This window comes from Mycobacterium tuberculosis complex sp. N0072, assembly GCF_030323725.1.
In the GTDB taxonomy this organism is placed as follows: Bacteria; Actinomycetota; Actinomycetes; order Mycobacteriales; family Mycobacteriaceae; genus Mycobacterium; species Mycobacterium tuberculosis.
Genome location: NZ_CP040689.1, coordinates 1,289,694 through 1,304,311, shown reverse-complemented (window position 1 = coordinate 1,304,311; position 14,618 = coordinate 1,289,694). Strand labels below are relative to the sequence as shown.

Here is a 14,618-nt window from a genome sequence, read left to right as displayed (position 1 = left end):
CGGACTAGCCAGATCCGTCAGCTTGGACCCTGCGCCGCCACAGCACCCACGCCGGTGGCACGGCCCCTGCCACGACGAACACCAGCGCGCCGTAGACCAGCAGGCCCTGGCCACCCAGAATGACATCGTCGCCAGGGCCGCCGAAGCTCATCGCCGCTACCGTCAGTAGCCACGCCCACAGGGGCAGCGCGGCCACCCGCGACGATGTGGTCCATCGCGCTGCGGCCCACACCAGCGCAGCATTGACCAATCCACTGATCAAGGCACTGATCGGAAACGGAGCCGAGCCGATATACCAGGGCATCAGCAGAGCCCCGGCAAGCGCAGACACGACCCCGTCGACAGTCAACAGGGCCAGGACAACCAAACGGATTGCTCGATCTGTCGCGCCGGTGGTCAGGTTGGCACGCTGTCGATCTGAGAGAGTATCGACCCGATGACCCACTGCAGGCTGTCGAGTCGGTCCTGCCAATGCTGCAGGTTAGGGTCCAGGTCGGGGTCCATGGGGTTCCTTCCGTGGCTGCCTGGTTGGCAGCCTACGTGCCGGACGCGGTGAAGCCCAGACCGGCGAGCAGATCAGTTTCCCAGCCACGTTCATCGCGGGCGCCCGCGGAGCCGCCGGCGAGCACGTAATGCTCATCGGCCAGGATGGGCAGTGCCAGGTTGTTCGACAAGGCGGCGGCCCGGCCGGTCGGGCCGACGACAACTTGGGTGGCATGGGCAGCCAGTGCCGCAACCTTGGCGGCTCGCGCCTGCTCATCGGCCTCGACGACGGCGTCGATACCGTCGTCGGAGTACCCGAATGCAATCTCGTCGGCCCGCGGCAACACCCATTCGGGTCGCAGATCGTCGGGGACCAGGGCTCGCGCGCCCGAAATGAGCGCGCTCAGACCCAAGACCGTCCAGTAGAACTTCGGCACCGTCCACGGGTCGCCGGGGTGATCTGCGGTACCGGACCCAACACCCGCTGCGGCCACCGCGGCGGTAGTGACGGTGTGGGTGTGCACGTGGTCAGGATGACCGTAACCGCCATTGGGGTCATAGGTCACCACGACATGCGGCCGCAGCTCGCGAATGATCGCGACCAATGCCCCGACGGTCTGCCGGGGGTCAGCATCGACGAATCTCCGCTGACTCCGCTGGTCTGTGCCGGCCATGCCGGAGTCGCGCCAGCGACCCGCGCCGCCAAGGTAGATCGGTGCGCTGACCCCGAGCGCTCGCAACGCCGCGGTGAGCTCGCCGATGCGGTAGCCACCGAGTTGGTCCGCATGATCGGCGGTGAGTTGAGCCCAGCGATCGCCAATGACCTCGCCCTCCTCACCCAGGGTGCACGTGACGACATGGACCTGTGCGCCACGGGAGGTGTAGTGCGCGATGGTTGCGCCGTTGCTCAGGCTCTCATCGTCGGGGTGTGCATGAACAAACAGCAGCCGCGGCGTCTCAGACATGGAGGCACCCTACCGGGCGAGCGTCGAAAAAATTCCTCAACAGAATCGCTACCGTTTTGTGACCGAAGCCGTTATGGTGAAAATACCTTAGTGAACGATTCCGTCTACAATGCCGTGCGGAACCCCAAGTCGTCGCTGACCCCCACCATCAGACCACGTCAGTGGAAGGAGATGCACGCGTGTCTTTTGTCACCACACGGCCCGATTCGATTGGGGAAACGGCCGCCAACCTCCACGAGATCGGGGTGACGATGAGCGCCCATGATGACGGGGTCACGCCGCTGATCACCAATGTGGAATCCCCCGCCCACGATCTTGTGTCCATCGTGACGTCGATGCTGTTTTCCATGCACGGCGAGCTGTACAAGGCGATCGCGCGCCAGGCCCATGTGATCCACGAGTCATTTGTCCAAACACTTCAGACCAGCAAGACTTCGTATTGGCTCACCGAATTAGCCAACCGCGCGGGCACCTCCACCTAGACAGCGGTTGAGCGACAATGGATTTCACAATTTTTCCGCCGGAGTTCAACTCCCTCAACATCCAAGGTAGCGCTCGTCCGTTTCTAGTAGCCGCGAACGCCTGGAAGAATCTGTCCAACGAGCTGAGCTACGCGGCCAGTCGGTTCGAGAGTGAGATCAACGGGCTGATCACATCGTGGCGGGGGCCATCGTCGACGATCATGGCAGCTGCGGTCGCCCCATTTCGGGCCTGGATTGTCACGACCGCTTCCCTGGCTGAACTCGTCGCCGACCACATCAGCGTCGTGGCAGGCGCCTATGAAGCGGCGCACGCAGCACACGTGCCGCTGCCGGTGATCGAGACCAACCGACTGACGCGCCTCGCTCTCGCCACGACCAACATTTTCGGGATTCACACCCCCGCGATCTTTGCCCTCGATGCACTGTATGCCCAGTACTGGTCCCAAGATGGCGAGGCGATGAACCTCTACGCCACAATGGCGGCGGCCGCCGCACGGCTGACACCGTTCTCGCCCCCGGCGCCGATCGCCAACCCGGGCGCGCTGGCCAGACTTTATGAACTGATCGGTTCGGTGTCCGAGACGGTGGGGTCATTCGCCGCGCCGGCGACCAAGAATCTGCCTTCGAAGCTGTGGACGCTGTTGACGAAGGGCACCTACCCGCTCACAGCCGCGCGAATCTCGTCGATACCCGTGGAATACGTGTTGGCCTTTGTCGAGGGCAGCAACATGGGCCAGATGATGGGCAACCTCGCCATGCGGAGCCTGACACCCACGCTCAAGGGCCCGCTGGAGTTGCTACCCAACGCGGTCAGGCCCGCGGTGTCGGCAACATTGGGAAATGCGGATACGATCGGGGGGTTGTCGGTGCCCCCCAGCTGGGTTGCGGACAAATCGATTACGCCGTTGGCCAAAGCCGTCCCGACCTCCGCGCCGGGCGGTCCGTCGGGAACCTCGTGGGCCCAGCTGGGATTGGCAAGCCTGGCCGGGGGCGCTGTGGGCGCCGTCGCGGCAAGAACCCGTTCCGGAGTGATACTGCGGTCACCCGCCGCCGGCTAGCAAAAGGGCCTCACCTGATGCATCGATCGAACCGCGCCGGCGGAAAAGCCGCAGTTGGCTAGTATCGCAGCATGACGGTGAGCGCACCCGCAAAGGCCAACCCGTACCGGCGGCGCGGCGAGGTGCTTGAGCGTGCGCTCTACGATGCGACGCTGGCCGAACTCGAATCCGCCGGATACGGCGGGCTGACCATGGAAGGCATCGCGGCACGCGCCCAAACCGGCAAAGCCGCGTTGTATCGGCGGTGGGCCGGCAAACATGAGCTGGTGCTGGCCGCGGTGCAATACGCTTTGCCGCCGGTACCCGAGCCGCGCGCTGACCGGTCGGCAAGGGAGAATCTGCTGGCGGTGTTCACCGCCAACTGCGAAATCCTGGCCGGCAAGACGGCCCTCCCCAGCATGGAAATCGTCAGCCAGCTCCTACACGAGCCCGAGCTGCGCGCCATCTTCATCAACTCGGTGTGGGCCCCGCGGCTGCGAATTGTCGAGTCCATCCTGCAGGCGGGCGTGCGTTCCGGCGAAATCGACCCGGCAACTCTGACTCCGATGACCGCACGAATCGGACCGGCCTTGATCCATCAGCATGTCTTGTTTACCGGATCCCCGCCGGACCGTGAGCAGCTCACACGCATTATCGACGCCATGATCCTCACCACCGGCGAACGCCGCGAGAGCTAGCCGACGATTCCGCCGGCGTGACCAGGGCTATTGCCCGGTCTTCACCCATTGGCCGGCGTCGCCGACGATGCCCACTGGCACCGCACCAGACAGGCTGACGTTCTGCACGCTCGGGCCGGCCGCGACGATCGTGGTGTCCTGCAGGATCGGCAACACGGTCGACATATTCCACAGTCGCGGTTCGACCGCGGTGATCACGTCGTTGATGTTCTTGGTGCCATTGAGTGCGGCATCGATGTTCGACTGGATGCTGCGGTCGCAGATGCCGGTGAGATTCGACGGCGCTTTTACCAGCGCGCCCGGGTCGGATGGGCGGCGCGGCGCCGTTGGTGGCGGTGTCGCGGTGTCGGGCGCGGCGGACGGCGTAGGGCCAATGGGAGCGGACGGGGCCGTCGTCGGCGCATTCGCAGCCGGGACCGTCGTCGCCTGCAATGCGGGACAGCCGTAACGAGAGGCCAGCAGCGTCGCCAGGTTTCCGCCGGCTTGGCGCCAGCCCACAATGGCGTCTACCCGATTGTCGTTCAGCGCGTCGTGATAGAGCGTGACCGGGTCTAACGCCAGCACAGTCGCGGCGATGCCGACGTCGCGCAGCTGGTCGGCAGCAGTGTTGGCGACCGCCACCGAGGTCGGATCGTTCGCGGCCACCCCGATGACCAGCGTTAACTGTTCGCCGTCCTTGCTGATCCGGCCGCGGATGACTTCCGGCGGCCCGGTGCTCACCGACGTGGTCGTCGAATCGGGGACCGACGGCGCCGGCGACACCGACGTGTTGGTGTCGACCTGGAATCCCGATGCCTCCAGCAGACCCAGCGCGGCGGCGCTGCTCATTGCGGGAGGCGCGGTCGGAACATAACCCGGGTCACTCGGCGAACGAATCTGCGCCTGGTCCAAGGTGACGGTGTTGTCGGTGCCGGCGCCCACGGCGGCAAGTAGGTCCACGTCCAGCAACCCCAAAATCGCCTTGCGAACCTGGGTGTCGGCCAGCTTGGGAACGTTTGCCCGCAGCGTGAACTGCATGACCCGCGGTGTCACGATCCGGGCGGTCCGCACGTCGGGGATGGCCGACAACTGGGCGAAGGCCGCCGAGCCACCATGCACCTGGGCGACCTGGGTGTCTCCGTTACGTACCGAATCGGCCAGCGCGGCCGGCGCCCCGGCCCGGCGGAAGAGAATGATGCCGGGTTTGGAAGGTGGGCCCCAGTAACGGTCATTGCGGGCGATCAGGATCTCATCGCGCTGTGGGTCGATGTTTTCCACCCGAAACTGTCCACCTGTCACCGGCAGCGCTCGAGCCAAACCGGACGCGAAGCCCCCTGGTATGTCCTTGACGATGTGCGCCGGCAGGATGTCGGTGAACAACTCACGCCAAGCGGGGTAGGGCTGTGCGAACGTAACGACGGCCTGCTTACCGCCCTCGAGCGACTGGACACTGGTGATCAGGTGGTATCCGGCGGGGTCGACGACGCCCGGCTGTGTGACCATCTGCTGCCACAGATACCAGAAGTCGTCGGCGGCGATCGGGGCGTTGTCCGTCCACTGCGCCTCGGGCCGGATCTTGTAGGTCACCGTGAACGGGTGGTTGTTGGTCACGTCGGCGGAAACCAACAGGGTCGGGTCCATCTCCCAGCGCGAACCGGTCGGCGTGTTGGGATCCGGAATCGGCCGGAACGCGCTGGGCAACACCAACGCACTGATTGCGGCGTTCACCGGCGACAGGTCGGACAGCAAATGCGGGTTGAACCCGGGGCCGATCCAGTCGATGCCCATGATGATCTGGGTAGGGCGGCGCGGCGGGGGCGGTGTGCTGCGCGGCGTATCAGTGCTCTGGGGTGCCGGCGGCGGGCTGACCGTGCACCCGGCCAACACCATACACGCCAGCGCGACCAACGCGCCGACCGTCACACAGACGCGGCGGACTGGGCTGGGCACGCCCATCAGGCTATCCAGTACCCCCACGAGCGTAACCCGGCTGCGAAAAGCCGGGCTGGATTTCGCAGTGGCGTTACGCTCGCGCGGCCAGCGCGCCAAGTTGCTAGCCACGCGCCTTGGTGCGCGCCCGGCTGCGAGCCCGGGCGGCGGCGGCCAGCTCGACTTTGCGGATCCGCACGATCTCCGGGGTCACCTCGACGCATTCGTCGGGCGCACATAACTCCATGGCGCGCTCGAGATCCAGCTGCAGCGGCTTGGCCAGCGTCTCGATGACATCCGCGGTCGATGAGCGCATGTTGGTCAGCTTCTTCTCCCGGGTGACATTGATGTCGAGGTCCTCCGGACGGGGGTTGATCCCGACGACCATGCCCTCGTAGGTCTGTTGGCCGGGCTCGACGAAGAACTGCCCCCGATCGGCGAGTTGCAGCAACGCGAACGGTGTGATGGCGCCGGCCCGGTCCGATACCAGAGAACCGGTGTGGCGGGCCCGGATCTCCCCCGCCCATGGCCGGTATCCGTCGAACACCGCATGCCCGACACCGGAGCCACGGGTCTCGGTGAGGAAGTCGGTGCGCCACCCAATCAGGCCGCGACTGGGAACCACGAAGTCCATGCGGACCCAGCCGGTGGTGTGGTTGGCCATCTCCACCATGCGGCCCTTGCGCGCGGCCATCAATTGCGTGACCGCGCCGATGTACTCCTCGGGGCAGTCGACGGTCATCGACTCGAATGGCTCGTGCAGCGTGCCATCGATGGTCTTGGTCACCACCTGTGGCTTACCCACGGTCAATTCGAAACCCTCTCGGCGCATCTGCTCGACCAGCACCGCCAGCGCCAGCTCGCCGCGACCCTGTACCTCCCAGGCGTCCGGGGCGCCGATGTCGACGACACGAATCGACACGTTGCCCACCAGCTCGGCATCCAGCCTGCTTCGGACCATGCGCGCGGTGAGCTTGTGACCACCCACCTTGCCCGCCAGCGGCGAGGTGTTGGTGCCGATGGTGACCGAGATCGCCGGCTCGTCCACGGTAATCCTGGGCAGGGCAACGGGATTCGCGGAAGCGGCCAGCGTGTCGCCGATCATGATCTCGGGCAGGCCGGCGACGGCGACGATATCGCCGGCGACGGCAGCGTCGGTTGGTTTGCGTTCCACGCCTTCGGTGGCCAACAATTCGGTGATCTTGGCAGTGGTGACGGTCTGCTGACCATCCACCTGACGGATCCACGCAACCTGCTGGCCTTTGCGGATGCGGCCGTTGTAGATGCGGATCAGCGCCAACCGACCCAGAAAGGTCGACGCGTCCAGGTTGGTGACCAGCGCCTGCAGCGGTGCGTCCGGCTCTCCTTTCGGCGGCGGCACATGCTTTTCGAGCACCTCGAACAACGGATCCAGGTTGGTGCCGTCGGGAACCTGGCCGTCGGGCGGCGCCGTGGTGCTCGCCACCCCGGCGCGCCCGGATGCGTACAGCGTCGGCAGGCCCAGCGCGTGTTCGGCCGCTGCGGCCGCTTCGTCGTCAAGGTCGGACGCGACATCTAGCAACAGGTCGTGGCTGGCGTCCACGACCTCGGCGATGCGGGCGTCGGGCCGGTCTGTCTTGTTGACCACCAGAATCACCGGCAAATGGGCGGCCAGCGCTTTACGCAGAACAAACCGCGTCTGCGGCAATGGACCCTCGGAGGCGTCGACCAGCAGCAGCACCCCGTCCACCATGGACAGCCCGCGCTCCACCTCGCCACCGAAGTCCGCGTGCCCCGGGGTGTCTATGACATTGATTACGGTGACGGTTCCATCCGGGTGATGGCGGTGCACGGCGGTGTTCTTGGCCAGGATGGTGATGCCCTTCTCCCGCTCCAGATCGCCCGTGTCCATCACCCGTTCCTGCAGCTCACCGCGTTCACGCAGCGCCCCGGACTGCCGCAACATGGCGTCAACCAGGGTGGTCTTGCCGTGGTCGACGTGCGCGACGATGGCAACGTTGCGGAATGGCACGACGGTGATTGTGGCAGAGAACTACCACCCACGACGACGCGGCGCGGAACCGATCAATTCGTGCTTGGCCGCCACCTCGCGGCTGCGGTACACGATGTAGGGCCGGAACAGGTAGGCGATCGGCGCGCTGAACGCGTGCACCAATCGGGTAAACGGCCAGAGCGCAAACAGCGCGAGCGCGATCAGCACATGCACCTGGTAGTACAGCGTCGCCTGGGCCATCAGATCGCCACGCGGCGCTAGCATCCAGATCGAGCGGAACCAGACCGACACCGAGCGCCGGTAATCGTGCATATCGCCCTCATGGGTGGCGCCCATCAGCGTGCATGCCAGGCCAGCCACGATCGCGCACACCAGCACCAGGTACATCAGCTTGTCATTCCGAGTGGTAGCCAGCCACACCGGTGTCTGGATGCGCCGCCGATAGATCAGCAACCCGATACCGAGCAGAGTGGCGAAACCGGCGGGCGCGCCAAGCAGCAGCGCCTGCAGATGGTACAGGTGATCGCTCATGCCGAACGCTCTGGTCCAGGAATCCGGAATGAACAGGCCCATCACGTGGCCCATGATCACCAGCAAGCTGCCGAAATGGAACATCGGGCTGCCGATCGACAGCAACCGCGACTCGTAGAGCTGCGACGAGCGTGTGGTCCAGCCGAACTTGTCGTAGCGATACCGCCACCAGGTGCCGACCACCGCGATCGCCACAACGACGTAAGGCGCGGCATCCCAGAAGATCTCAACCAAGTCCAAGACGGCCAAGGTCAGGCCCCCTCGGCGCGCTTGGGCGGGACGGTCAAGGTAAACGGTTGCAAACCAACGGCTTCCGCGGGCGGCCCCGACTGAGCTAGGCGTTGTGCCCGACGCACTTCCTGGTTGGTGGCAGCGGGCAGTGTCTCGCAGATCGCCGCCACGGTGTACTCATAGGGTGACTTGGCGTCGGCCAGCGCGCCGCGCAACACGTCGATCGGCACACGGTGCTCGGTCAGCAGCCGACGTCCGGCCTCGGGGTCGACGGTGGCGGCGAACTCGAGCACGACGGGCAGGTAGTCGGGCGCCTCGGTACGCGGCGGCTTGACGCCGGCGTCTCGATAGGCGGTGGCGAACGCCAGCATCTCCCGGCCGCGGTTGCGGGTGTCCCCGGCGGTCCAGTACGTCAGATACATCGTGGATCGGCGTCGCATATCGAAGGTCTCGACGTACTGCGCCGCCGCGGCCATCGGCGCCAGGGCACGCAACTCCGCTACCGTTCGCCCTAGCAGCGCCGCCGCCGGGCCCGTTTGGTGGGCGCGCAGCGCATCGACCATGTGCAGCCGCTCGGCCAGCCCGTCATCCGGATAGGCCAGCAGTAGCGAGGCCGACTGCCACACCAGTCGGTCCCTCATTGTGGTGGCGCTCGACCGCTCTCGGACACGAGACAGCAACTTCATCGCTGGACCACATCCTTGCTGGGCTGAGGCTCCGGGAAGAGCCCCGCCGCTGCGCCGTTGGGGTCCCAGTTGAGCAGGTTGACCCGGGATCGGCCAGCGCCGCCGGTGGCCGCGCTACCGGCATGCTGCAGAGCGTGGAAGCTCTCCACGGCGATTGGCACCGGAGTAGGGCTGCCCTGCCCGAACGGACCGGACTCGTACATTCCCGGTCCGCCGTCGACCGACAACGAGCACCCCATATCGTCGGTCATCGCCGCGGCCGGCAGCTCCCCCGCGTACGACGTCGGAATGACATAGCGCTCTTCATATTTCGCCACAGCCAACAGTCGGTACATCTGGTAGATCTGCTCCTCGGTCATCCCGACCGATTCCGGGATGTGGGGCTGGGTCTCCCGGCCCAGGTTGATGTCGCGCATGTAGCAGCGCATCGCCGCCAGCCGCCGCAACACGCCCGCGACCACCTCGGTGTCGCCCGCGGTGAACAGCTCGGCCAGATAGGCAATCGGAATCCGCAGTGCGTCCAGCGCGCCGAACAAATTGCCCAGGTCCTCCCCGTCGTGCCCGTCGCGGCTGACCGCGTCGACCACCGGCGACAGCGGCGGGATGTACCAGACCATCGGCATGGTCCGGTACTCCGGATGTAGCGGCAGCGCCACCCGGTAGGTGTTGATCAACGCGTACACCGGGGACCGCTGGGCGGCCTCGATCCACTCGTCGGCGATGCCTTCCGCGCGCGCCCCGGCGATCACCCGCGGATCGTGCGGGTCCAGCAGGATCCGGCGCTGCGCCTCGTAGAGGTCGGTGTCGCTTTCCACCGACGCGGCCTGCAGCACCTGATCGACGTCATAGAGCACCAGACCCAGATAGCGCAGCCGCCCCACACACGTTTCCGAGCACACCGTCGGCAACCCCACCTCGATGCGCGGATAGCACAGGGTGCACTTTTCGGCCTTGCCGGTCTTGTGGTTGAAATACACCTTCTTGTATGGGCACCCGGACACACACATCCGCCAGCCGCGGCAGCGGTCCTGGTCGACGAGCACGATGCCGTCCTCGGTGCGCTTGTACATCGCCCCCGACGGACACGACGCCACACACGACGGGTTCAGGCAGTGCTCGCAGATCCGCGGCAGGTAAAACATGAAGGTCTCTTCAAGCTTCAGCTTGACCTCTTGGTTGACTTGGTTGACCTTCTTTAGCACCGGGTCGTTCGGCACGATCTCTGGCGACCCGGCCAGGTTGTCGTCCCAGTTGGATCCCCACGACACCTTCATCGGATTGCCGCTGATCAGGCTTCGCGGCGCCGCGGTCGGAAAGGTGTCACCCGCCGGCGCCGATGTCAGGTTTTCGTAGTCATAGGTCCACGGCTCGTAGTAGTCGCCGATAGTGGGCAGCTTGGGGTTGGCAAAGATGCGCAACAGCTTATGGATCCGGCCGCCGTCGCGCAGCCGCAGCCGGCCCTTCTTGTCGCGCACCCACCCCCCGCGCCACCGCTCCTGATCCTCGTAGGTGCGCGGGTAGCCCACACCCGGACGGGTTTCGACATTGTTGAACCACACGTACTCGGTTCCCGAGCGATTGGTCCAGGCCTGCTTGCAGGTCACCGAGCAGGTATGGCAACCAATGCATTTGTCGAGGTTCATCACCATCGCCATCTGCGCCATGACCTTCATCGTCTCGCTCCGCAAGCGTCGCTCGGGCCCTTCATTGGTCAGTACCGCACTTCCTGGCTGCGGCGGCGCACCACGGTCACCTCGTCACGCTGGTTACCGGTCGGACCCAGGTAGTTGAACGCGAACGCGTGCTGGCCGTAGCCACCGGCCAGGTGGCTGGGTTTGATTCGTACGCGGGTCAGCGCGTTATGGTTGCCGCCGCGTTTGCCGTTGGTCTCGGTGCGCGGCGTGTCCACGGTGCGCTCCTGCACGTGGTAGACGAACACCACACCCTCGGGCATCCGGTGGCTGACGATTGCCCGGCACACGTAGATGCCGTTGGCATTGACCGCCTCTACCCAATCATTGTCGCGCACATTGATTTTCGCCGCGTCACCCGGGCTCATCCACATCGTCGGACCGCCACGGGACAACGACAACATGTATAGGTTGTCCTGGTAGGTCGAGTGAAACGACCACTTGGAGTGCGGCGTCAGATAGCGCACGGTGAGCCCGAGTCCATCGTCGGTCGGTCCGAGCTCGGGCTGGTTGAACAGCCGCGCCATGTCCAGCGGCGGCCGATAGACGGGCAACTGCTCGCCGAGTTCTTCGACCCAGTCATGCGCCAGGTAGAAGTGCATACGCCCGGTGAGCGTGTGAAACGGCTTAAGATGCTCGATGTTGATCGTGAACGGCGCGTAGCGGCGGCCACCGCTCTCGCTGCCCGACCATTCCGGGCTGGTGATCACCGGCACGGGACGCGCCTGGGTATCGGCGTAGGTGATGCGGCGTTCCTCGCTGCCCTCGGCCAGATGAGCCAGCCGCTGCCCGGTACGCTTCTCCAGCTCGAGGAATCCCTCGACCGCGAGTCGCCCGTTGCATGTGCCGGACAGCGCCAGGATCACGTCAGCCATCCGCTTAGCCGTGGTGATCGCCGGACGACCCACCGCCACACCGGAATTCATCACCCCGAAGTTGGCTGCCAGCTCGCTGACCTCCCGGAAGGGATGGACGGTATATCCCTTGGTGGTCATCCCGAACTGGTCGATGAGCGGTCCCAGGGTCAGCCACTTGTCGTAGATCGCGGTGTAGTCCCGCTCCACCACAGTGAGCTTGCTCATCGTCCTGCCTGGCACCGGGACTTCTCCGGTCGCCAGCCAATCACGTTCGGTGCCATCGGGATATGCCATCTCATCCGGGGTGTCGTGCTGCAGCGCGGTCAGCACCACATCGGTGCGAGTGCCCAGATGACGTTTCGCCAGCGCACTGAAAGCACGCGCGATGGCGGCGAATGCGTCAAAGTCCGAACGGGTTTCCCACGGCGGATCGATCGCCGGACTGAACGAGTGCACGTACGGGTGCATATCGGTACTGGACAGGTCGGATTTCTCGTACCAGGTCGCGGCGGGCAACACGACATCCGACACCAGCGTCGTCGACGTCATCCGGAAGTCGATCGACATTATCAGGTCGAGCTTGCCCTCTGGAATGTCGCTGTCCCACACCACATCCCGGGGATGCACACCGTCGGTGGGAGGGTCGGACTGTACGTTGGAGTCGGTGCCCAGCAGATGCCGCAAGAAATACTCGCCGCCCTTGCCCGACGAGCCGATCAGGTTCGCCCGCCAGACGGTGAGCACCCGCGGCCAGTTGACCGGGTTATCCGGATCGGTAATCGAGAGCTTCAGCTTGTGCTGGGCAAGTTGTTCGGCGACGTAATCACCCACGTCGCGGCCCGCGGCGCGGGCCTCGTCGGCGACATCGAGACTGGACCGATCGAATTGTGGATAGAACGGGCTCCAGCCCATCGCCGTGGCCGAGGTCAGCAGGTCCATGGTGTGCTTGCCGGCGAACCTGCCGCGACCCACCGGGCTGGCAAGCTTGTCCGCGCCGTAGCCGTCGTAGCGCCATTGGTCGGTGTGCGCATACCAGTACGACGCGCCGGGCACCTGACGCGGCGGCCGCGACCAGTCGGTGGCCATCGCCATCGTCTGCCACCCGGTCAACGGACGCACCTTCTCCTGGCCGACGTAGTGCGCCCACCCGCCGCCGTTGCGTCCCATCGATCCGGTCAACATGAGCAGCGCCAACACCGAGCGGTACATGACATCGCTGTGGAACCAGTGACAGATTCCGCCGCCCATGATGATCATCGACCGTCCTCCGGATTCGGTCGCGTTGCGGGCGAATTCCTTGGCAAACCGGATTGCCTGCGCGGCCGGCACACCGGTGATCGACTCCTGCCAGGCCGGGGTGTTCTGCTGGGTTCGGTCGTGGTAGCCGGTCGGCCATTCGCCGGGCAGCCCCGCACGCGCCACCCCGTAGTGGGCCAACATCAGATCGAACACCGTGCACACCAGATGCTTGCCCGCCCGGCGCACCGGCACCCCACGCGACACCGTCTCACCGTGCCCGTCGATGGTGTCAAAGCTGGGCAGCGTAACCAGTTCAGCACTGCGATCGCCGTTGACAGCCTTGTCCATCTCCACACTTAGCGCCGGCACCACCGAACCCAGGTCCAGGTTCCACTTCCCAACACCGTCCTCACCGAAACGGAATCCCAGTGAGCCCTGCGGCACGACAACGGTATTCGTAAGCTCATCCAGCAGGGCGGGTTTGAACGCCGCGTTCTCACTTTCTTCACCAATGTCGGCCGCGGTCAAGAACTTTCCGGGAACCAGCAGGTCGCCCCGCTTTTCCAACTTGATCAAAAACGGCAGGTCGGTGTAGCGGCGCACATAGTCGACAAAGAACGGAACCTGGTTACGGACGTAACATTCCGACAGGATCACGTGGCCCATCGCCATCGCCAGCGCGGTATCGGTACCGGCGGCGCACCGCACCCACTCGTCGGCGAACTTGGTGTTGTCGGCGTAGTCCGGGCTGACGACAACGACTTTAGCGCCGCGGTAACGGGCCTCCGCCATCCAATGTGCGTCGGGCGTCCGGGTGATCGGGACGTTGGAGCCCCACATGACCAAATACGACGCATCCCACCAGTCGCCGGATTCGGGCACGTCGGTCTGGTCGCCGAACACCTGCGGCGAGGCCACCGGCAAGTCGGCGTACCAGTCGTAGAACGACGTCATCACGCCGCCGATCAGCTCCACGAACCGGGACCCCGCGGCATGGCTGACCATTGACATCGCCGGAATCGGCGAGAAGCCGGCGACCCGGTCCGGGCCGTATGTCTTGATGGTGTGCACGTGGGCGGCGGCCACCATCTCGCTGGCCTCGGCCCAGCTCACCCGGACCAGCCCACCCTTGCCGCGGGCCTGTTGATAGCGGCGTCTGCGCTCGGGATCCGCCTGAATGTCGGCCCACGCCAGCACCGGGTCGCCCAGGCGGGTCTTGGCTTCCCGGTACATCTCAACCAGCACGCCCCGGGCATACGGATAGCGCACCCGCGTCGGCGAATAGCTGTACCAGGAGAACGACGCGCCACGGGGACAACCTCGTGGCTCGTATTCGGGCCGGTCCGGGCCCACCGACGGGTAGTCGGTCTGCTGGGTTTCCCAGGTGATGATCCCGTCTTTGACGTAGATCTTCCATGAGCAGGATCCGGTGCAGTTGACTCCGTGCGTGGATCGGACCACTTTGTCGTGACTCCACCGATCGCGGTAGAACACGTCACCTTCGCGGCCGCCGCGCCGGGTTACGGTGCGCAGGTCGGCCGAGAACTCACCTGGGGTGAAGAAGCGCCCGCTGCGCTCCAGCAGCTCTTCGAGCGGTCCACCGACGTGAGGTGTAACGGTCACGGGATGACCCTCCTCGTCATGAGCGGTGTGGGGCCGGGCCGTCGGCGCGCGACCGCACTCGCTGGACGTTACGGGCTGGCCGGCCGCGCCGCATTGCGCCCGTCAAGCCCCGGTCCGCCGGGTCGGGGACCCCTCTCGTCAACATCGGGTATCTCGATGGATGGGCGGCAGCGTCCTGCCCGGAAGTTGTCGCC

General features: G+C 65.5%; 11 protein-coding genes. 3 read left to right on the top strand and 8 right to left on the bottom strand.

Going from position 1 to position 14,618, the window contains the following annotated elements; translation table 11 throughout:
- Positions 1 to 4: 4 nt before the first annotated feature.
- Positions 5 to 445, bottom strand: a complete 441-nt coding sequence (locus FF952_RS06260) for a hypothetical protein (protein WP_003406163.1) — start codon at positions 443 to 445, stop codon at positions 5 to 7.
- A 91-nt stretch (positions 446 to 536) separates the two neighbouring features.
- Positions 537 to 1,448, bottom strand: coding sequence for an N-acetyl-1-D-myo-inositol-2-amino-2-deoxy-alpha-D-glucopyranoside deacetylase (mshB, locus tag FF952_RS06255; RefSeq protein ID WP_003406154.1), 912 nt, complete (start codon positions 1,446 to 1,448; stop codon positions 537 to 539).
- A gap of 179 nt (positions 1,449 to 1,627) precedes the next feature.
- On the opposite strand from mshB, the gene lipX reads away from it, so the two are divergent.
- The 3 genes from lipX (at position 1,628) to FF952_RS06240 (ending at position 3,665) form a co-directional block, all read left to right on the top strand.
- Positions 1,628 to 1,930, top strand: coding sequence for a lipase/esterase LipX (gene lipX / locus FF952_RS06250; RefSeq protein ID WP_003898752.1), 303 nt, complete (start codon positions 1,628 to 1,630; stop codon positions 1,928 to 1,930).
- A 17-nt stretch (positions 1,931 to 1,947) separates the two neighbouring features.
- Entirely contained in the window at positions 1,948 to 2,988 is a 1,041-nt protein-coding gene (locus FF952_RS06245) for a PPE family protein (RefSeq protein WP_003898751.1), read from the top strand.
- A 71-nt stretch (positions 2,989 to 3,059) separates the two neighbouring features.
- Positions 3,060 to 3,665, top strand: a complete 606-nt coding sequence (locus FF952_RS06240) for a TetR/AcrR family transcriptional regulator (protein WP_031656790.1) — start codon at positions 3,060 to 3,062, stop codon at positions 3,663 to 3,665.
- 27 nt (positions 3,666 to 3,692) lie between these two features.
- Here FF952_RS06240 and lpqW read toward each other — a convergent pair whose 3' ends face one another.
- The 6 genes from lpqW to FF952_RS06210 form a co-directional block, all read right to left on the bottom strand.
- Positions 3,693 to 5,600: a lipoarabinomannan biosynthesis protein LpqW gene (gene lpqW, locus FF952_RS06235; protein ID WP_003406102.1), complete on the bottom strand. Its 1,908-nt coding sequence runs from the start codon at positions 5,598 to 5,600 to the stop codon at positions 3,693 to 3,695.
- 97 nt (positions 5,601 to 5,697) lie between these two features.
- Entirely contained in the window at positions 5,698 to 7,584 is a 1,887-nt protein-coding gene (typA, locus tag FF952_RS06230) for a translational GTPase TypA (RefSeq protein ID WP_003406099.1), read from the bottom strand.
- A gap of 21 nt (positions 7,585 to 7,605) precedes the next feature.
- Positions 7,606 to 8,346: a respiratory nitrate reductase subunit gamma gene (gene narI, locus FF952_RS06225; protein ID WP_003406095.1), complete on the bottom strand. Its 741-nt coding sequence runs from the start codon at positions 8,344 to 8,346 to the stop codon at positions 7,606 to 7,608.
- 2 nt (positions 8,347 to 8,348) lie between these two features.
- Complete coding sequence (gene narJ, locus FF952_RS06220; protein WP_003911426.1) at positions 8,349 to 9,014, bottom strand: nitrate reductase molybdenum cofactor assembly chaperone; 666 nt, start codon at positions 9,012 to 9,014, stop codon at positions 8,349 to 8,351.
- Positions 9,011 to 10,687 (bottom strand): nitrate reductase subunit beta, encoded by a 1,677-nt coding sequence (gene narH / locus FF952_RS06215; protein ID WP_003406090.1) that lies wholly within the window; start codon positions 10,685 to 10,687, stop codon positions 9,011 to 9,013. The genes narJ and narH overlap by 4 nt, the downstream gene beginning before the upstream one ends.
- A gap of 38 nt (positions 10,688 to 10,725) precedes the next feature.
- Positions 10,726 to 14,424, bottom strand: a complete 3,699-nt coding sequence (locus tag FF952_RS06210; RefSeq protein WP_003898748.1) for a nitrate reductase subunit alpha — start codon at positions 14,422 to 14,424, stop codon at positions 10,726 to 10,728.
- Between the last annotated feature and the right edge of the window lie 194 nt (positions 14,425 to 14,618).

Bases quoted from the DNA above. Each gene is read 5' to 3' on its own strand.
- mshB (WP_003406154.1), bottom strand. From the start codon at position 1,448: ATGTCTGAGACGCCGCGGCTGCTGTTTGTTCATGCACACCCCGACGAT.
- FF952_RS06245 (WP_003898751.1), top strand. From the start codon at position 1,948: ATGGATTTCACAATTTTTCCGCCGGAGTTCAACTCCCTCAACATCCAA.
- FF952_RS06240 (WP_031656790.1), top strand. From the start codon at position 3,060: ATGACGGTGAGCGCACCCGCAAAGGCCAACCCGTACCGGCGGCGCGGC.
- lpqW (WP_003406102.1), bottom strand. From the start codon at position 5,600: ATGGGCGTGCCCAGCCCAGTCCGCCGCGTCTGTGTGACGGTCGGCGCG.
- narJ (WP_003911426.1), bottom strand. From the start codon at position 9,014: ATGAAGTTGCTGTCTCGTGTCCGAGAGCGGTCGAGCGCCACCACAATG.
- narH (WP_003406090.1), bottom strand. From the start codon at position 10,687: ATGAAGGTCATGGCGCAGATGGCGATGGTGATGAACCTCGACAAATGC.